This window comes from Pseudomonas sp. JUb52 (genome assembly GCF_004341115.1).
In the GTDB taxonomy this organism is placed as follows: domain Bacteria; phylum Pseudomonadota; class Gammaproteobacteria; order Pseudomonadales; family Pseudomonadaceae; genus Chryseomonas; species Chryseomonas oryzihabitans.
The window spans coordinates 109,811-126,969 of the sequence record NZ_SLYS01000004.1 but is presented as its reverse complement, the minus strand read 5'-3'; the positions used below and the strand labels follow the sequence as shown (position 1 = coordinate 126,969).

Annotated in this window: 18 protein-coding genes; 11 read left to right on the top strand and 7 right to left on the bottom strand. The window is 63.6% G+C overall.

The window, feature by feature from the left end:
* The first annotated feature begins 4 nt into the window (after positions 1-4).
* From rpmJ to EC839_RS08440, 10 genes are all read left to right on the top strand, one after another.
* Entirely contained in the window at positions 5-121 is a 117-nt protein-coding gene (rpmJ, locus tag EC839_RS08485) for a 50S ribosomal protein L36 (protein WP_002555468.1), read from the top strand.
* A 130-nt stretch (positions 122-251) separates the two neighbouring features.
* A complete protein-coding gene (gene rpsM / locus EC839_RS08480; protein ID WP_007161230.1) occupies positions 252-608 on the top strand; it encodes a 30S ribosomal protein S13 in 357 nt (118 codons plus the stop codon).
* A gap of 30 nt (positions 609-638) precedes the next feature.
* A complete protein-coding gene (gene rpsK / locus EC839_RS08475; protein WP_003281811.1) occupies positions 639-1,028 on the top strand; it encodes a 30S ribosomal protein S11 in 390 nt (129 codons plus the stop codon).
* Between the two features lie 16 nt (positions 1,029-1,044).
* Positions 1,045-1,665 carry a 30S ribosomal protein S4 gene (rpsD, locus tag EC839_RS08470; protein ID WP_007161229.1) on the top strand — a complete coding sequence of 207 codons (621 nt, stop codon included), beginning with the start codon at positions 1,045-1,047 and terminating at the stop codon, positions 1,663-1,665.
* A gap of 22 nt (positions 1,666-1,687) precedes the next feature.
* On the top strand, positions 1,688-2,689 hold the full coding sequence (gene rpoA, locus EC839_RS08465; protein WP_007161228.1) for a DNA-directed RNA polymerase subunit alpha: 1,002 nt from the start codon (positions 1,688-1,690) through the stop codon (positions 2,687-2,689).
* Positions 2,690-2,733: 44 nt separating this feature from the next.
* Complete coding sequence (rplQ, locus tag EC839_RS08460) at positions 2,734-3,123, top strand: 50S ribosomal protein L17 (RefSeq protein WP_007161227.1); 390 nt, start codon at positions 2,734-2,736, stop codon at positions 3,121-3,123.
* A 199-nt stretch (positions 3,124-3,322) separates the two neighbouring features.
* A complete protein-coding gene (locus tag EC839_RS08455; RefSeq protein WP_132832507.1) occupies positions 3,323-4,780 on the top strand; it encodes a catalase in 1,458 nt (485 codons plus the stop codon).
* A gap of 146 nt (positions 4,781-4,926) precedes the next feature.
* The gene (gene yccS / locus EC839_RS08450) at positions 4,927-7,131 is read left to right on the top strand and encodes a YccS family putative transporter (RefSeq protein WP_177416703.1); all 2,205 of its coding nucleotides are present in this window, start codon (positions 4,927-4,929) and stop codon (positions 7,129-7,131) included.
* Positions 7,132-7,218: 87 nt separating this feature from the next.
* Positions 7,219-8,118, top strand: a complete 900-nt coding sequence (locus EC839_RS08445) for a sugar nucleotide-binding protein (RefSeq protein ID WP_177416701.1) — start codon at positions 7,219-7,221, stop codon at positions 8,116-8,118.
* Positions 8,111-9,040 (top strand): NAD-dependent epimerase/dehydratase family protein, encoded by a 930-nt coding sequence (locus tag EC839_RS08440; protein ID WP_007161223.1) that lies wholly within the window; start codon positions 8,111-8,113, stop codon positions 9,038-9,040. The genes EC839_RS08445 and EC839_RS08440 overlap by 8 nt, the downstream gene beginning before the upstream one ends.
* A gap of 90 nt (positions 9,041-9,130) precedes the next feature.
* On the opposite strand, the gene EC839_RS08435 is transcribed toward EC839_RS08440, so the two are convergent.
* The 5 genes from EC839_RS08435 to EC839_RS08415 form a co-directional block, all read right to left on the bottom strand.
* Positions 9,131-9,820, bottom strand: a complete 690-nt coding sequence (locus EC839_RS08435) for an OmpW family protein (RefSeq protein WP_007161222.1) — start codon at positions 9,818-9,820, stop codon at positions 9,131-9,133.
* A 96-nt stretch (positions 9,821-9,916) separates the two neighbouring features.
* Positions 9,917-10,411 carry a DUF3299 domain-containing protein gene (locus tag EC839_RS08430; protein WP_007161221.1) on the bottom strand — a complete coding sequence of 165 codons (495 nt, stop codon included), beginning with the start codon at positions 10,409-10,411 and terminating at the stop codon, positions 9,917-9,919.
* 13 nt (positions 10,412-10,424) lie between these two features.
* On the bottom strand, positions 10,425-11,678 hold the full coding sequence (locus EC839_RS08425) for an ABC transporter permease (RefSeq protein WP_132832506.1): 1,254 nt from the start codon (positions 11,676-11,678) through the stop codon (positions 10,425-10,427).
* Between the two features lies 1 nt (position 11,679).
* Positions 11,680-12,387: an ABC transporter ATP-binding protein gene (locus EC839_RS08420; protein WP_007161219.1), complete on the bottom strand. Its 708-nt coding sequence runs from the start codon at positions 12,385-12,387 to the stop codon at positions 11,680-11,682.
* A gap of 7 nt (positions 12,388-12,394) precedes the next feature.
* The gene (locus tag EC839_RS08415; protein ID WP_007161218.1) at positions 12,395-12,946 is read right to left on the bottom strand and encodes a DUF2796 domain-containing protein; all 552 of its coding nucleotides are present in this window, start codon (positions 12,944-12,946) and stop codon (positions 12,395-12,397) included.
* Positions 12,947-13,068: 122 nt separating this feature from the next.
* On the opposite strand from EC839_RS08415, the gene EC839_RS08410 reads away from it, so the two are divergent.
* Positions 13,069-13,425 carry a hypothetical protein gene (locus tag EC839_RS08410; RefSeq protein ID WP_007161217.1) on the top strand — a complete coding sequence of 119 codons (357 nt, stop codon included), beginning with the start codon at positions 13,069-13,071 and terminating at the stop codon, positions 13,423-13,425.
* A gap of 125 nt (positions 13,426-13,550) precedes the next feature.
* Here the strand turns inward: EC839_RS08410 and trxA are convergent, their stop codons facing one another.
* Positions 13,551-14,420 carry a thioredoxin gene (gene trxA, locus EC839_RS08405; RefSeq protein WP_007161216.1) on the bottom strand — a complete coding sequence of 290 codons (870 nt, stop codon included), beginning with the start codon at positions 14,418-14,420 and terminating at the stop codon, positions 13,551-13,553.
* Between the two features lie 148 nt (positions 14,421-14,568).
* Positions 14,569-16,302, bottom strand: a complete 1,734-nt coding sequence (gene ltrA, locus EC839_RS08400) for a group II intron reverse transcriptase/maturase (protein WP_132832505.1) — start codon at positions 16,300-16,302, stop codon at positions 14,569-14,571.
* Positions 16,303-17,159 lie beyond the last annotated feature (857 nt).

Below are 17,159 nucleotides of genomic sequence, written 5' to 3'. Positions count from 1 at the left end.
TGTCATGAAAGTTCGTGCATCGGTCAAGAAGCTGTGCCGTAACTGCAAGATCATCCGCCGCGAAGGCGTCGTGCGCGTGATCTGCAGCGCTGAACCGCGTCACAAGCAGCGCCAAGGCTGAGTGTGAATCACGCGTCTAACCCGGCAGCTAGTGTGCTGCCGGGTTGATCATTTGTTCCTACAGCGTTAATATCGCGCGCCCTTTTCTTGGCTTCCGGGGCGTCGGTAGCTGTCAATTGGAGTTTTTCTGAATGGCCCGTATTGCAGGCGTCAACATTCCAGATAACAAGCACACTGTTATCTCGCTGACCTACATCTATGGTGTCGGTCGCACCACCTCTCAGAAGATCTGCGCGGCCACCGGCATCGAGCCGACCGCCAAGATCAAAGAACTGAGCGACGAGCAGGTCGATCAGCTGCGTAACGAGGTTGCCAAAATCCTCACCGAGGGTGACCTGCGCCGCGAAATCAACATGAACATCAAGCGCCTGATGGATCTGGGTTGCTACCGCGGTCTGCGTCACCGCCGTGGTCTGCCGGTCCGTGGTCAGCGCACCAAGACCAATGCCCGTACCCGTAAGGGCCCGCGCAAGCCGATCCGCAAGTAATCGCATCCGCGAATCGACAGGAATCTAGTCATGGCAAAACCTGCTGCTCGTCCTCGTAAGAAAGTCAAAAAGACAGTGGTTGATGGCATCGCCCACATCCATGCGTCTTTCAACAACACCATCGTGACCATCACCGATCGTCAGGGCAATGCTTTGTCCTGGGCGACCTCCGGTGGCTCCGGCTTCCGTGGCTCCCGTAAGAGCACCCCGTTCGCTGCCCAGATTGCAGCCGAACGCGCCGGCCAAGCCGCTCTGGAATATGGTCTGAAGAATCTGGACGTGAACGTCAAAGGTCCCGGCCCCGGCCGCGAGTCCGCTGTTCGCGCCCTGAATGCCTGTGGTTACAAGATCGCCAGCATCACCGACGTGACGCCCATCCCGCATAACGGGTGCCGTCCGCCGAAGAAGCGTCGCGTGTAATAGGAGACAGTGAGAAATGGCTCGTTACATTGGTCCCAAGTGCAAACTGTCCCGCCGCGAAGGCACTGACCTCTTCCTGAAGAGCGGCGCTCGTGCCCTCGACTCGAAGTGCAAGCTGGAAACCGTTCCTGGCCAGCATGGTCAGCGTCGCGGTCGTCTGTCCGACTACGGTCTGCAGCTGCGTGAAAAGCAGAAGGTCCGCCGCATGTACGGTGTCCTCGAGCGTCAGTTCGCCGGTTACTACCAGGAAGCTGCCCGTCGCAAGGGCGCTACCGGTGAAAACCTGCTGCAACTGCTCGAGTGCCGTCTGGACAACGTGGTGTATCGCATGGGCTTTGGTGCCACTCGCGCTGAATCGCGCCAGCTGGTCTCCCACAAGTCGATCACCGTCAACGGTCAGACCGTCAACATTCCCTCCTATCAGGTCAAGGTCGGCGACGTCGTCGCGGTCCGCGAGAAGGCCAAGAACCAGCTGCGTATCGCTCAAGCTCTCGAGCTGTGCGGCCAGCGTGGCCGTGTTGAGTGGGTCGAAGTGAGCACCGAGAAAAAGGAAGGCACCTTCAAGAGCGTGCCGGCCCGTGGTGATCTCTCCGCCGACATCAACGAAAACCTGATTGTCGAGCTCTACTCCAAGTAAGGGCTAGAAAGTAGGTGCATCCATGCAGAGTTCGGTAAATGAGTTCCTGACCCCCCGCCATATCGATGTGCAGGCGGTTAGTCAGACCCGTGCCAAGATCACCCTCGAGCCTCTCGAGCGTGGTTTCGGCCATACCTTGGGCAACGCGCTGCGGCGTATCCTGTTGTCCTCCATGCCTGGCTGCGCGGTAGTCGAAGCAGAGATCGACGGTGTCCTGCACGAGTACAGCGCCATCGAAGGCGTGCAGGAAGACGTGATCGAGATCCTGCTCAATCTCAAGGGTCTGGCCATCAAGTTGCACGGCCGTGACGAAGTCACCCTGAGCCTGAGCAAGAAAGGTCAGGGGCCGGTTCTGGCCTCTGACATTCAGGTCGATCACGACGTCGAGATCGTCAACGGTGAGCACGTCATCGCCCACCTGGCGGACAACGGTTCGCTGAACATGAGGCTGAAAATCGCCCGCGGTCGTGGCTATGAGCCCGCCGACGCGCGTCAGAGCGAAGAAGACGAAACCCGCGCAATCGGTCGTCTGCAGCTCGATGCTTCGTTCAGCCCGGTTCGTCGCGTGGCCTATGTGGTGGAAAACGCCCGGGTCGAACAGCGTACCAACCTGGACAAGCTCGTGCTTGACCTGGAAACCAACGGTACCCTGGATCCGGAAGAAGCCATCCGTCGTGCCGCCACCATCCTGCAGCAGCAGCTGGCAGCGTTTGTCGACCTCAAGGGCGACAGCGAGCCGGTCGTGGTCGAGCAGGAAGACGAGATCGATCCGATCCTGCTGCGTCCGGTGGACGATCTGGAACTGACCGTTCGTTCGGCCAACTGCCTCAAGGCGGAGAACATCTACTACATCGGTGACCTGATTCAGCGTACCGAAGTGGAGCTGCTCAAGACCCCGAACCTGGGCAAGAAGTCCCTGACCGAAATCAAGGACGTCCTGGCCTCCCGTGGTCTGTCGCTCGGTATGCGCCTGGACAACTGGCCCCCTGCAAGCCTTAAGAAGGACGACAAGGCTACTGCCTGATCGTCATTGTTCACCGAACGATAGTTTGGGAAGGAATTTCAATCATGCGTCATCGTAAAAGTGGTCGTCATCTGAGCCGCACGAGCGCACACCGCAAGGCCATGTTCCAGAACATGGCTGTGTCGCTGTTCGAGCACGAGCTGATCAAAACTACCCTGCCGAAAGCCAAGGAACTGCGCCGCGTTGCCGAGCCGCTGATCACCCTGGCCAAGGAAGACAGCGTCGCCAACCGTCGTCTGGCTTTCGACCGTACCCGTTCGAAAGCTGCCGTTGGCAAGCTGTTCAACGACCTGGGCAAGCGCTACGCCAACCGTCCGGGTGGCTACCTGCGTATCCTGAAGTGCGGCTTCCGCGCTGGCGACAATGCGCCCATGGCGTATGTCGAGCTGATCGACCGTCCGGTCGGCGGTACCGTGGAACAGGCTGCTGAATAAGTAGCTGCGTTCTGGAAAAGCCGGGCTCTTGCCCGGCTTTTTCATGCCTGGCGTTTGGTGAAGACCCAGCCCCTTCGCATCCGACTTCTGATCTCAGATTTTTCTATCAGGATGCAAGGATCAATAAATTAGTCCTAAAGTATTGCCGTGGCGATACTTCTCTCAAGCGATCAGCCAACGCTTTTAGAGGGAGATACCTGTGACTGATACCAAGATCCTCACCACCGCCAGCGGCATTCCGGTAGCCGACAACCAGAATTCCCGCACCGCCGGTCCGCGCGGTCCGCTGATGCTCGACGACTTCCATCTGATCGAGAAGCTGGCGCATTTCAACCGTGAAGTCATTCCCGAGCGACGCGTGCATGCCAAGGGCTCCGCGGCCTATGGCACCTTTACCGTCACCCGGGACATCACGCACCTCAGCAGCGCCAAGCTGTTCGCCGAGGTCGGCAAGCGGACCGAGACCCTCCTGCGCTTTTCCACCGTGGGCGGTGAGCGCGGCTCGGCGGATACCGAGCGCGATCCCCGCGGTTTCGCCGTGAAGTTCTATACCGAAGAAGGCAACTGGGACATCGTCGGCAACAACACCCCGGTGTTCTTCATCCGCGATCCGTTGAAATTCCCCGACTTCATCCATACCCAGAAGCGCGATCCCTGGAGCAACCTGAAGAGTCCGCAGATGATGTGGGATTTCTGGTCGCTGTCGCCCGAATCGCTGCATCAGGTCACCATCCTGTTCTCCGATCGCGGCATTCCGGACGGCTATCGCTTCATGCATGGCTTCGGCAGCCATACCTTTAGCCTGATCAACGCCCAGGGCGTGCGGCACTTCGTGAAGTTTCACTTCAAGAGCCAGCAGGGGATCAAGAACCTGGCGCCGGCCGACGCGGCACGCCTGGCCGGTACCGATCCGGACTACAGCCAGCGCGACCTGTTCCAGGCCATCGAGCGCGGCGAATTCCCGCGCTGGACGCTGTGCATCCAGGTGATGAGCGAACAGGAAGCAGCTAGCCGTGCCGAGAATCCCTTCGACGTGACCAAGGTCTGGTCGCAGCAGGACTATCCGCTGCAGGAGGTGGGAGTGCTGGAGCTCAACCGCAATCCGCAGAACTACTTCGCCGAGGTGGAGCAGGCCTCCTTCGCGCCGAGCAACGTGGTGCCGGGCGTGGGGCTGTCGCCCGATCGCATGCTGCAGGGCAGGGTATTCGCCTATGCCGACGCCCAGCGCTACCGGGTGGGCACCAACTATCAGCAACTGCCGGTCAACGCACCCCGTTGCCCCTACGCCAACAACCAGCGTGACGGGGCCATGAGATTCGATGGCAATGGCGGTTCGCAGCCGAACTACGAGCCGAACAGCTATGGCCACACGCCCAAGCAGGCGCCCCAGTATCGCGAGCCGGCGCTGAATTTCGCCGGCCCGGCCGATCGCTACGATCACCGGGTGGACGAGGACTACTTCAGCCAGGCCGGAGCGCTGTTCCGCCTGATGAATGCCGACCAGCAGGCGCTGCTGATCGGCAACATCGTCGGCGCCCTGGGTACGGTGACCCGCGAGGTGCAGCTGCGGCAGATCGGTCACTTCCTCAAGGCCGATCCCGCCTATGGCGTGGGCGTGGCCAAGGGCCTGGGGATAGATCCCAGCGAAGTGGCCTGACCCAGGGGTAGAAAAGAGCCCGGCAACCGCCGGGCTTTTTTTCGTCCGCGAAAAAAGTGCGGGAAAGGCTGTCTCGGACGCCGCTTGCGACGTCGCAGTGCTAAGGTTCGCATCAAGCGCGAAATCACGAGGCTCGCTCTCCCGTCATGACTGTGTTTGGAGTGTCTTTGCGCCAGCTCTGGGCGCACGAAAAGGCCAGCTATGGCGTTCGCGTCTTTGTCGCCCTGAGCGGCGCCATGGCGGTCTGCTGGTCGCTGGGCGATCTGCGCGCGCTGTCGCCGGTATTCCTCGGCATCATCGCCAGCGCCCTGGCGGAAACCGACGACAGTTGGCTGGGGCGACTCAAGTCGCTGGCGGTGACGCTGCTGTGCTTTACCGTGGCGGCCTTCGCGGTCGAGCTGCTGTTTCCCTATCCCTGGATCTTTGTCGTGGGCCTGGGGCTGGCCACCTTCAGCCTGACGATGCTGGGCGCCATCGGCGAGCGCTACGCCTCGGTGGCCCAGGCCACGGTGATCCTGTCCATCTATGCCATGATCGGGGTGGATCAGCGCCTCGGCGCCCAGGTGCCGCTGTGGTACGAGCCGGCACACCTGCTGGCCGGGGCATTGTGGTACGGCCTGCTCTCGGTGCTCTGGTGCGCCCTCTTCGCCCACCAGCCGGTGCGACAGAATCTGTCCGCCCTCTATGGCGAACTGGGGACCCTGCTCAGGCTTAAGGCCGAGATGCTCGAGCCGGTGCGCGGGGTGGACCTGCACCGGCGGCGGGTGCTGCTGGCCCAGCAGAACGGCAAGGTGGTGCAGGCGCTGAACCAGGCTAAGGCGACCATCCTCAATCGCTTCGGCCGCTCGGGGCGGCCCGGGGCGCGTTCGGGGCGCTATTTCCGCCTGTATTTCATGGCGCAGGACATCCACGAGCGCGCCAGCTCTTCGCACTATCCCTACAGTGCCCTGACCGAGGCTTTCTTTCACAGCGACATCCTCTTTCGCTGCCAGCGCCTGCTCAAGTTGCAGGCCACGGCCTGCCTCAACATGGGCGAGGCGATCCGTCTCGGGCAGCCTTTCGAATACGGCCAGCAGAGTCAGCAGGGCCTGACCGATCTGCAGGCCTCGCTGGAGTATCTCAAGCAGCAGCAGAATCCGCGCTGGCGGGGCCTGCTGCGCTCCCTGGACCTGCTCGGGCACAATCTTTCGACCCTGGAGCGGCAATTCTCCGAGGCGGGCAACAGCGATTCGGGGGCGGCGGATCTGGACACCAGCCTCCTGGATCCGGCGGCACGCTCCCTGCGCGAGGTGTTCCAGCGTATCCGCCTGCAGCTGACCCCGACCTCGCTACTGTTCCGCCATGGCCTGCGCATGGCGCTGGCGCTGATGGCCGGCTATGGCGTGCTGCACCTGATCCACCCGGTGAACGGCTACTGGATCCTCTTGACCACGGTGTTCGTCTGCCGGCCACAGTACGGAGCGACCCGGGTGCGGCTGGTGCAGCGGATCGTGGGTACGGTGATCGGGCTGTTGCTGGGCAGCGCCCTGCTGGAGCTGTTCGGGCAGCCGGAGATCCAGCTGTTGCTGGCGCTGGTTGCCGGTCTGGTGTTCTTTATCACCCGGACGGATCGCTACACCGTCGCCACCGCGGCCATCACCCTCATGGTGCTGTTCTGCTTCAACCAGGTGGGCAACGGCTTCATGCTGATCTGGCCGCGGCTGCTGGATACCCTGCTGGGTTGCCTGATCGCGGTACTGGCGGTGTTCTTCGTCCTGCCGGACTGGCAGGGGCGGCGGCTGCACCAGGTGATGGCCAATACCCTGCGTACCAATGCGCTCTATCTGCGCCGACTGCACGAGCAGTACCGCACCGGCAAGCGCGACGATCTCGACTACCGGGTGGCGCGGCGCAACGCCCACAACGCCGATGCGACGCTGTCGGCCGCGCTGGCCAACATGCTGCGCGATCCCGGGCACTTCCGCCGTAACCTGGAAGCGGGCTTTCGCTATCTGGCGCTGTCCAACACCCTGCTGGGCTACCTGTCGGCCCTGGGCGCCCATCGCCGCCAGCTAGAGGCGGCCGAGCACGATGCCCTGGTGGAGCGCGCCGTGACCCGCATCGCCGAGGGTATGGAATCCATCGCGGCGGCGGTGGCGGAGCGCCGCAGTCTGCCGCCGACCGCCGAGGAGGAGACCAGCCTGGCCGATGAACTTGAGGCCGCGGCCGAGGACAACGACGACGGCTACCGGCTGGTGTGCACCCAGCTGGCGCTGATCTGCCGCCTGCTGCCCAATCTCAAAAGCGCCGCCAACCATACCCTGCGCGAACAAACCCGCGAGCAACCGGCCGCAGGTACCGCCGATGCTTGAGCAAGGTTGGCGCGACGCGCTATGTTGACCGATGTCCGTCGAGTCTTTCGACGCCTGTTTAAGCTGGTTTGAAGGCTGTTCCAACACATGCGTATGCGTCTTCTAGTAGTGGGCGGGGAGAGCGCCCTGGGCAAGGCGCTACTCGCCGCCGGTGCCGAAGCGGGCATCGAATTCGTCGCCCCCGAGACTCCCACGGAGGGCTGGTACGCCGCCGGGCTGACCGAGGTCCTCGACCGGGTCCGACCAGGGGCGGTGATCAATCTCGCCTATTACCACGACTGGCTGCAGGCCGCGGACTTCGATCCGGCGCTGATGCAGCGCCAGGCGCTGGCCGTGCAACGCCTGGCCGGCCTCTGCCAGCACTATCAGATTCCGCTGATCCAGCCGTCCAGTTATCAGCTGTTCGATGGCTCGCGCGTTGCCGGCTATAGTGAAAAGGATCTTCCGCGTCCCCCGGGGCCACGGGGCGAGGCGCTCTGGCGGGTCGAGCAGCTGGTGCGGGCGCTGTGCCCGATGCACATCCTGCTGCGCCTGGGCTGGGTCCTGGATGACTCCTATAACGGTCGCCTGGGGCGGTTGCTGCGGCAGCTGGGCACCGAGCAGGTGGTGCCGATGGCGGGCGACCGGCGCGGCAATCCGACCACCGTGGGCGATGCCGCCCGGGTGCTGCTGGCCGTGGTCAAGCAGCTCGACTGCGGCGCGCCGCTCTGGGGGACCTATCACTACGGCGCCCAGGAAGCGGTGTCGGAGTTGGGCCTGGCCGAAACCGTCGCCCAGCTCTGGCAGGAATTCGACCGGCCGGTGCGCTGCGAATGGCAGGAGGTGACGCACTTGGAACGGGGGGACGCCGCGGAAGAGCCACAACAGGGGGTGTTGATCAGTCGCAAGCTGCTCAACACCTTTGGCATCAAGGCGCGGCGCTGGCAGCAGGAGTTGCCGGCGCTGTTGCAGGGCTTTCGGCAGGACGAGGTAGGTTTCGATGAGTGATGCGCCCATTCTGATCACTGGCGGTGCCGGTTTCATCGGCTCCCACCTGGCCGACGCGCTGCTGGCGCGGGGCAGGCGGGTGCGGTTGCTGGACGACCTGAGCACCGGCAAGCGCGAGAATCTGCCGCTGGACGATGACCGCATCGAATTGCGGGTGGGGGACGTGGCCGATGTCGCGACCCTGGAAGCGGCGGTGGCCGGCTGCGCGGCGGTGGTGCATCTGGCCGCGGTGGCCTCGGTGCAGGCGTCGGTGGAGGACCCGGTGGGCACCCACAGGGCCAACTTCATCGGCACCCTGAATCTGTGCGAGGCCATGCGCAAGGCCGAGATCAAGCGGGTGATCTATGCCTCCAGCGCGGCGGTCTATGGCGCCAACGGCCAGGGGCAGGCCATCGACGAGGAGCTGGCCAAGGCGCCGCTGACACCCTATGCGGCAGACAAGCTGGCGGGCGAATATTACTTCGACTTCTATCGTCGCGAGCACGGTCTGGAGCCGGCGATCTTCCGCTTCTTCAACATCTATGGTCCGCGTCAGGATCCGTCTTCGCCCTATTCGGGGGTGATCAGCATCTTCACCGAACGCGCCCGCCGGCAGACGCCGATCACGGTGTTCGGCGACGGCGAGCAGACCCGCGATTTCGTCTATGTCGCCGATCTGGTGGGCATCCTGGTGCAGGCGCTGGAAGCCCCCGAAGTGACGGCCGGGGCGGTGAACGTGGGACGCGGCGAGACCATCAGCCTGAACGGTCTGCTGGCGGAGATCGGCCAGGTGCTCGGTGGCCTGCCGCCGGTGACTCATGGCGCGGCGCGGGCCGGGGACATCCGTCATTCGAAGGCGGACAACCGCCGCCTGCGCGAGCGCTTCGATTTCAGTCAGCCCACGAGCATGGGCACGGGGCTGGCAGCGCTGCTGCGGGATTAGCGGACGCGGCCAGGGGCACTCCCTGGCCGGTTGGTCTTCGACACTGCAGCTGTCCCAGCGCCAACCTAGGGGCGAGTGGCCTGCGCTGGCCTAGAAGCGATAGCCCAGGCCGACCATGTAGACCCAGGGATCCACGTCCAGATCGACCTTGGCGCGGGCGCCGAGGGCAGTGTTGTCGACATGGGCGGTGGTGGCAATGTCGATGTAGCGGATCTGGGCGTTGAGCATCACCCGGTCGGTGAGCATGAGATCGGCGCCGACCTGGGCGGACCAGCCCCAGGAGTTGTCGGCGCGGAAGTTGTCGAAGCCGGCCGCGCTGGCGCCGCTGCCGACGTGCTCGTCGTAGATCCAGGTGTAATTGAGGCCGGCGCCGACATAGGGCTGGAACGTCGCCTTGGCGTCCAGCGGGTAGTAGACCAGGCTCAGGGTCGGCGGCAGGTGCTTGAGGCTGACCAGCTTGCCGTTGGCGGCGTCCAGCCCGGTGCCCTTGATGTTGACCTGGTGCTCGAAGGGCGTGGCCGCCAGCAATTCGAGGCCCAGGTGGTCGGTGAGCATGTAGGCGACGTTTAGCCCCAGCTGGGTGTCGCTGTCCATGGTCGCCTTGCCGCCCAGATTGGCGCCGCTCAGGGCGCCTCTGTCGATCTTGACGTCAGAGCTGCGCTCGTGGGGATCCACGGTGATGGCGCCGGCGCGCAGGATGATGTCGCCGGCCTGGTGGGCCTGGGCGAAGGGGGCGGCCAGGGCGAGGGCGAGCAGGCTGAGACGGAAGAGGGGACGCATGGCGAGGGCTCCGAAGGCATTGAAAAAGGGCTGGGAGCAGCCTAGCCAAGCTGAAGCGTCGGACTCTTGATCTCGCTCAAGGGTAGGGTAGATCGCTCAGGAACCGTCGCCCTTGAGGATGTAGGGCTGGATACGCTGGGCCTGCAGCCAATAGCCGGCGACGGCGACCTCGCTGCGCTGGCTACCCACGCCCAGCCGGCCTTCCACCCAGTAGGGCAGGTGCAGCTTGGACAGCCAGAGGTCGTGACTGCCTTTGACGTAGACGATCTGGTTGCCCGGGGGCGGCGGCACATGGATGCAGGCGCCATAGTAGGGAACCAGTAGGAATTCGGTGACCTCGCCCTCGTCGGTGACCATCAGCGGCACCACGTAGCCGGGCAGGCGCACCTCCTGGCCATCCAGGGCAGCCACCGTGGGCGCGTCCGGCCAGGGCTGGCTGGCGGCCGGGCCGTCTTCGCCGAGGCCGTGGTCGACGCTGCCGGGATTGAAGCGCGGCGCATCGGCCGGTACCAGTTCGCGCCAGGCGAGTTGGCGGGGTTCGGCCTGGGCCCAGGGCAGCCAGCAGAGCAACAGCAGGAGCGCCAGGCGCATGGTGGGGCCTCGTCTAGAGTCGCACGGACAACCCGTCCGTGAGGGCCTGGCGACAGCCGCGCCAGGCCGGGATGCAGCCGAGCACCAGTGCCGCGAGCAGGATACCGCCGAGCAGTTGCCCATCGTAGAGCGAGGGCCAGTCCAGCGGCAATGCCAGACCGTATTCCGCCAGCAGCCAGGGCCGCCCCAGAGCGATAGCGCCGTAGAGCAGCGCCAGCCCGCCGAGGCAGCCGGCCAGGGTGAGCGCCAGGGCTTCGGCCAGCAGCAGACCGAACAGGTGGCGTGGCTGGGCACCCACCGAGCGCAGGATGGCCATCTCCCGGCGTCTTTCGTTGAGACTGGCGAGCAGGGCGGTGAGCATGCCTACGAGCCCGGTGAGCACCACGCACAGCGACATCACCAGCAGCGCCTGTTCCGCCGTGCCGAGCAGCCCCCAGAGCTCCTGCAGGGCCACGCCGGGCAGAATGGCCATCAGGGGTTCGCCGCTGTAGTCGTTGATCGCGCGCTGGAGGGCGAAAGTAGCCACCCGGCTTTTGAGGCCGACCAGGGCGGCGGTGAGGTCCTTGGGCGTCAGATCGCGCTGGCGCACCTCGGCGTCGCTCAGCGAAGGACCGGGCATGCCGCCGCGCCAGTCCAGGTGGAGGGCGGTCATGCCGCTCAGGGGGATGTGCAGGGTGCGATCGACCGGGGTGCCGGTGGGGGCGAGGATGCCGACCACGGTGAAGGGGTGGTCGCTGTGCTCGGTCAGGCTGATGGTGGCAACGCCGTGGGCCAGTACGACCTTGTCGCCCAGGTGATAGTGCAGCGCCTTGGCCACTTCGGCGCCCAGCACCACCTCGAAGACGTCGTTGAAGGGCCGGCCCTGGGCCAGGCGCAACGGCTGGTTGCGACCGTAGTGATAGTGGGTGAAGTAGTTGCCGTCGGTACCCAGCACCCGGTAGCCACGGTGGGAGTCACCGAGGGACAGCGGGATGGTCCAGGCGACGCGGGGATCGGCGGCGAGTTTTTCGTAGCTCTCCCAGCGGATGTTGTTGGTGGCGTTGCCGATGCGGAACACCGAGTAGAGCAGCAGATTCACCGCGCCGGAACGGGCGCCCACCACCAGGTCGGTGCCGGCGATGGTGCTGGCGAAACTGGCCTTGGCCTCGGTGCGCAGGCGTTCGACACCCAGCAGCAGAGCCACCGAGACGGCGATGGTGAAGACGGTGAGCAGGGCGGTGGCGCGGCGATTGCGCAGGCTGGCCCAGGCCAGTTGCAGGAGCGGCATCCTAGGTCTCCGGCTGGGCGGCGTTGAGCTGGGCCAGGGTCAGGTGGCGATCGAAACGACTGGCCAGGCTGCGGTCGTGGCTAACGAACAGCAGGCCGGCCCCGGCGGCGGCGCACTCGGCGAACAGCAGCTGCAGGAAGGCATTGCGGTGGTCAGTGTCCAGTGCTGAGGTGGGTTCGTCGGCGATCACCAGCTCCGGCTGGCCGATCAGGGCACGGGCGGCGGCGACGCGCTGCTGCTGGCCGATGGAGAGTTCGCGGGCCGGGCGTCGGGGCAGGTCGGGATCGCTCAGGCCCAGGGCGCGGAGCAGGGTCAGGGCCGCGCCCCGGGGATCGCCATGCCGCGTCGAGGCGCGCTCGCGGCGCAGCGCCGAGAACTGGCAGGGCAGCAGGACGTTGTCCAGGACCGAGAGAAAGGGCAGCAGATTGAATTGCTGAAAGAGAAAACCTGTGTGGTCGACGCGAAAACGGTCACGCCGGGCGGTGGCGAGCGCTCCCAGGTCCTGACCGAGCAGCCGCACCTGGCCACGACTGGGGCGCTGCACGCCGCCGAGCAGGCCGAGCAGGGTAGTCTTGCCGCTGCCCGAAGGGCCTTCGAGAAACAGCGCCTCGCCGGGCGCCAGCTGGAAGTGCCGGATGTCCAGGCATTCCGCCTGGCCGGGCCAGGCGAAGCCGAGGTCCTGGATCTCGACCAGGGGGGCAGAGGTCACGACCGTCCTACCATTTCAGCTGCGGTTGCCGGGCGGTCAGTTCGGCGCCCTGCTGGCCGCTGGCGACGATGGCCTGGACCTCGACGCTGTGACTGTTGGGGAAGCGGGCGAACCAGCCGGAGAGATCCAGGCTGGCGAGCGCGCCCGGCTTGCTGCAGCTGAAGCTCATGCTGGCCTCCACGTCGAGATGGCCGCTGGCGCTGGAATCCTTGGCGAACAGCGGGCTGATGGCGCTGGCTTCGGTCAGGCGGCAATCGGCGGCGGCAGGCAGCTTCACCAGGGCCTGGGGATTTTCCAGACTCTGGCGCAGGGCGGCGACGGCGTCTTCTTCCTGTCGATTGCGCGGGGCATGTTCGAAGCCCAGCAGATCGGCCGCCGGACTGCGCCACTGCAATTCCAGGCCCGTGTCGGTCTGGGCCAGGTCGAGATGAGATTCGCCGTGCACATGGGCGCCGAGGGCGCCGTGCTCGTGTTCGTCATGGTCGTCATCGGTGCCATGGGCGAAGGCCGGTTGGACGAGCGCGGCGGCAAGACAGAGGGTCAGCAGGGGCAGGCGCATGATGGACTTCCAATGGGTGGGAAGGTGCTATGTTATGTTGTTGCTTTTCCGTGCTGCAACCTTGGTTTGGCGTGGGTCGATGGCTGTGGGAGCATGGGCCTCTGCACGACGAGGAGAACACCATGGTACGCATTCGCGGAACCATCGGCAGCCAGCCCGTGGATCTCACGGTGGAACTGGAGGAGGCCGACTGGCAACGCCTGGCCGCCGCCCTGCGACCGACCGAGGCGCCCCTGCCTGCCGCGGCTGTGAGCGCCGCACCCAGCGGACCCAAGTCGGGTGGCGACATGCTCTGGGATCAGGTAGTGAAGCTGCTGAGCTCCGCCGGGCGGCTCAGCGGGCCGGACATCCTCGTGGCGCTGGAAAAGCTCACCGGCAATCTCGGCGTGGCCAAGCAACTGCTGGTGCGACTGAGGCACAGTCCCCAGGTGCGCATGGAGCGGGTGGGCGAAGCGCAGTTCTATATCTGGCAGGGGTGAGGCTGGAGCGGGGTAGTGGAAAACGCTGCGCGGTTTTCCACGCTACGGGATGTCCACCGCGCTGGGAGGACGCCCGCGGTGGATAAGGCTGCGTCCGGGGCGACGCAGCCATTGTCGACCGGTGCCTAGTACAGCGCCTGGTACAGGCGGCGGCGATAGGTGGCGACCAGGGGGTGGTCATTGCCCAGCAGATCGAAGACCTGCACCAGGGTTTTGCGTGGCAGATCGTCGCCGTAGCCGCGATTGCGGCGGAACAGCTCCAGCAGGCCATCCAGTGCCGGTTCGTATTGCTGGCGGGCCAGTTGCTGCACGGCCAGTTGGTAGGCGGCCTCGTCGTCACCGGCATCGCGGGCCAGGCGGCTCTTCAGATCGGCGACCTCGGGCAGGCTGGCGGCCTGGCGCAGGAAGGTCAGCTGGGCACGGGCGCCGGCCAGGGCCTGCTTGTGTTCGTCACCCTTGACCGCGTCCAGCACGGCCTGGGCATCGTCCAGTTCATTGCGCTCGGCCAGGCAGCGGGCATAGAGGATCAGTGCCAGAGCGTCGCTGTTGTCTTCTTCCAGCACGGCCTTGAGCAGCGCCTCGGCTTCGGCGAAACGACCCTCGGCGAACAAGGCCTGGGCGGCGTCCAGCGGATCTTCCTCGGCCGGCGGCAGGGCCTGGACATGGGGTTCGAGCAGGGCGCGGATGGCCGATTCCGGCTGGGCGCCGGCGAAGCCGTCGACCGGCTGGCCATCCTTGAACAGCACCACGGTGGGCAGGCTGCGGATGCCGAATCTCATCACCAGTTCCTGCTCGATGTCGCAGTTGACCTTGGCCAGGTGCAGGGCGCCGCCATAGGACTCGGTGATCTTGGCCAGCAGCGGCATCAGCACCTTGCAGGGCGCGCACCACTCGGCCCAGAAGTCCACCAGCACCGGGGTGCTGAAGGAGGCATCGATGACCTGTTGCTGGAAGGTGTCGAGGGTGGCGTCGAAAATGTAGGGGACCTGGCTCATGGCGGACTCGGCAGAGGCGGGTGGCCCCAGATCATTCCTGATCCGGAGCCCCCTAAGAACCGTGCTTGCGACTTTCACAGCACACGGCTCAAGCTTACGAAAAGTCAGCCCAGAGGCTGACCGGCAACGTTGACTAACGATCCTATCATTACAGACCGCTGTGTCGCAGAGTCACTTGTTTACGCTGGCTGTGAATCAGCGAGTGACAGTTGGGATGGAGAAGTACGCGATTTTTCAGAGTGTCCTTGCCGCCGTCCACCCGTCGAATGACATGGTGGTCGTCCCAGCCCGTTTCCCTGGTAATCGCGTGACCGCACAGAGCGCAGTTCCCTTTCTGGCGCCGGTAAAGGCTTAGGATTTGTTTCCTGAAACGCAGCTTGTGCTGCATCCTTTGGACCCTTAGCTTTTCCCATTTCTGCTCAAGCGCAGCGTCGTACGGGTGGTACCCGCCTGATAGACGCTTTTGGCGCTTGATTACGGTCTTCGCTAGCTCATAAAGCTCACGATACTTTCTCTCTCCCTTCTTGCCTCTATAGGGATGCGCGAACACCTGTTTCCGCCCGCCGATGGAATGGAAGTATTTGTTCCAGCTCCACGTAGCTAGCTTCTTCGGGTGTCGGCGCTTCGCCCACCTTCGTAGCAACCAGAAAATCAAGTTATCTAGTTTCTTGAAGGTGGCTTTAGCAACAGCCTGAGAATGGTATTGAGCCCACCCTCGTAGTACCGGGTTCAGACGGCCGATCAACTCTTCCTGAGTCAGAGCCCCACTGGATCTCACTATGTCCCTTACCTTTCGATAGAACGTCGAGATGTTCTTCTTCGAGGGTTTGGTAAACAGCTTGGTCCGTCGGTAAGGCGATTTCGGCACGTATTTCCTGAAATTCCACCCTAGGAAATCAAAGCCCTGAAGGATGTGGGTTATCTGCGTTTTCTCTTCGGACAAGCTCACCCCTCGTACCGACAGGAATTGCTCGACCCAAGGTATGACCTCGTCAGTCAACAGCTCTTTGGTAGCCGCTGTGATGATGAAGTCGTCCGCGTATCGCACCACATGCACTCTGGGCGTATCGGCGTTGGTACCCGCTAGCTTTCTGGCCAGATGACCTTTGAGCTGCTTCTCCAAACCGTTAAGGGTGGCGTTAGCCAAACAGGGCGAAATAATCCCACCTTGTGGCGTCCCGGCCTCCGTAGCCATGAAGTGTCGCCGGTCAATTACCCCGGCCTTCAACCACAGCCGCAGTACCTTTTTGTCCATAGGGACGTTCTGGCACAGCCACTCGTGATTGATGTTGTCGAAGAACCCCTTGATGTCACCTTCCAGAACCCACACAGGTGAGTCGTCTTGCGACATTAACTGAAAGATTTCAACCATCGCATCAGCGGTCGAGCGATCCGGCCGGAAGCCGAAACTTTTCGGGTCGCTGGTGCTTTCGATGACAGGTTCCAGGGCGGACAGGTAGAGCGCTTGCATGGCCCGATCAAACATCGTCGGTATGCCTAGCGGGCGCTTTTCCTTCTTCCCTGGCTTCGGTATCCAAACCCTCTTTAGCGGTTTGGGCCGATAGCCTCGTTTCTCCGATAGACGCTTCGCGGCGTGGAGCTTGGCTGGAGGCGTCCCCCAGGTTTCTCCATCGACGCCCGGAGTCTTGCGACCCCGGTTTTCCGTCACCCGTCTTACAGCCATACAGCGGCCATAAAACGAATGGGTCAGTAACCGTTGCAGGCGTTTAACCCTACGCCAGTCACCGGCCATTGTTGCCTGCGCAATCTTCAACTGCGTTTTCCGAACGGAGATCTGGATCTTGGCCCAATCGAGATCGTGCCAGCCCTTCACGCCGTCAGGAGACGCAGACGAAACCGATGTTGCTGGTTGCGTATTCATACAGTCCTCCTCAGGTCAGTAACCTTCGGGACGGACTTCTCCCCTAGGGGTTGAAGTCACCCCTAGGGTCGTTTCGCTGGAAATCAGCACTAGATCATGCGCCCGTAAACCAGGTGCACGTCAGCCAGGGTTGCCCCTGTCGATGATGTTTCAACCGATATGCCGCCCATTACAGACAGCCATTCGCTTTTTGCACCCTCCCATTCCCCACACCCAACAGCTTTCCTTGCGGATTGCCTGCCTTCCGATGTTGCTGGTTAGGCGGGTGGTCGGGATTGCCACGTTCCCCGCTGCGCATCGATTCCCCGGTTAGGTTCCATCTTTCCCCCGGCAGTCGTAGTGGTACCGCGTCGCTTCTTTCGACAGCGAGCGCCGATCTGCTTTGCCGATTTTGGCCAGGGCCCATAAATTGCCGTAGGCCCAGTAGTGCTTACGAGGGTTCGAACGATGATTCACATGCGTTAACCATACGGGTTGGGTCACTAGCCCCTTGCCTCCGTGCAATTCGGAAGCGTCACGCTGCTGTTGCCAGACCTGCGTGTCCCGTGAGGGATAGGACGTTGTCCATCGGGCTTCACACCTCAGGGTTGGCCCCCGACGCATGCCGATGTAGTGAACTGGCAGGTACATGCCAGGCTCGGTACCCCCTGTATTAGCAAGGTTGAGCAATGCACAAGCGGAGCGGTTGCTCCGTGCTTGGACGAGATACCCTAGCGTCTCACGACGTTGGCATGGGCCAAATGAGACCAAGGCATCCCAGAGATGGATTGACCCCTTGCGGGGTCAAATCACCCACAGGGAGTCTTGTTACATTTAGATACAATTTCGCTAGCAGAAATTGCTCTCTGTTACGTCTG

Coding starts and splice junctions, on each gene's coding strand:
- rpmJ (WP_002555468.1), top strand. CDS start 5: ATGAAAGTTCGTGCATCGGTCAAGAAGCTGTGCCGTAACTGCAAGATC.
- rpsM (WP_007161230.1), top strand. CDS start 252: ATGGCCCGTATTGCAGGCGTCAACATTCCAGATAACAAGCACACTGTT.
- rpsK (WP_003281811.1), top strand. CDS start 639: ATGGCAAAACCTGCTGCTCGTCCTCGTAAGAAAGTCAAAAAGACAGTG.
- rpsD (WP_007161229.1), top strand. CDS start 1,045: ATGGCTCGTTACATTGGTCCCAAGTGCAAACTGTCCCGCCGCGAAGGC.
- rpoA (WP_007161228.1), top strand. CDS start 1,688: ATGCAGAGTTCGGTAAATGAGTTCCTGACCCCCCGCCATATCGATGTG.
- rplQ (WP_007161227.1), top strand. CDS start 2,734: ATGCGTCATCGTAAAAGTGGTCGTCATCTGAGCCGCACGAGCGCACAC.
- yccS (WP_177416703.1), top strand. CDS start 4,927: ATGACTGTGTTTGGAGTGTCTTTGCGCCAGCTCTGGGCGCACGAAAAG.
- EC839_RS08445 (WP_177416701.1), top strand. CDS start 7,219: ATGCGTATGCGTCTTCTAGTAGTGGGCGGGGAGAGCGCCCTGGGCAAG.
- EC839_RS08440 (WP_007161223.1), top strand. CDS start 8,111: ATGAGTGATGCGCCCATTCTGATCACTGGCGGTGCCGGTTTCATCGGC.
- EC839_RS08435 (WP_007161222.1), bottom strand. CDS start 9,820: ATGCGTCCCCTCTTCCGTCTCAGCCTGCTCGCCCTCGCCCTGGCCGCC.
- EC839_RS08430 (WP_007161221.1), bottom strand. CDS start 10,411: ATGCGCCTGGCGCTCCTGCTGTTGCTCTGCTGGCTGCCCTGGGCCCAG.
- EC839_RS08425 (WP_132832506.1), bottom strand. CDS start 11,678: ATGCCGCTCCTGCAACTGGCCTGGGCCAGCCTGCGCAATCGCCGCGCC.
- EC839_RS08415 (WP_007161218.1), bottom strand. CDS start 12,946: ATGCGCCTGCCCCTGCTGACCCTCTGTCTTGCCGCCGCGCTCGTCCAA.
- EC839_RS08410 (WP_007161217.1), top strand. CDS start 13,069: ATGGTACGCATTCGCGGAACCATCGGCAGCCAGCCCGTGGATCTCACG.
- trxA (WP_007161216.1), bottom strand. CDS start 14,420: ATGAGCCAGGTCCCCTACATTTTCGACGCCACCCTCGACACCTTCCAG.
- ltrA (WP_132832505.1), bottom strand. CDS start 16,302: ATGAATACGCAACCAGCAACATCGGTTTCGTCTGCGTCTCCTGACGGC.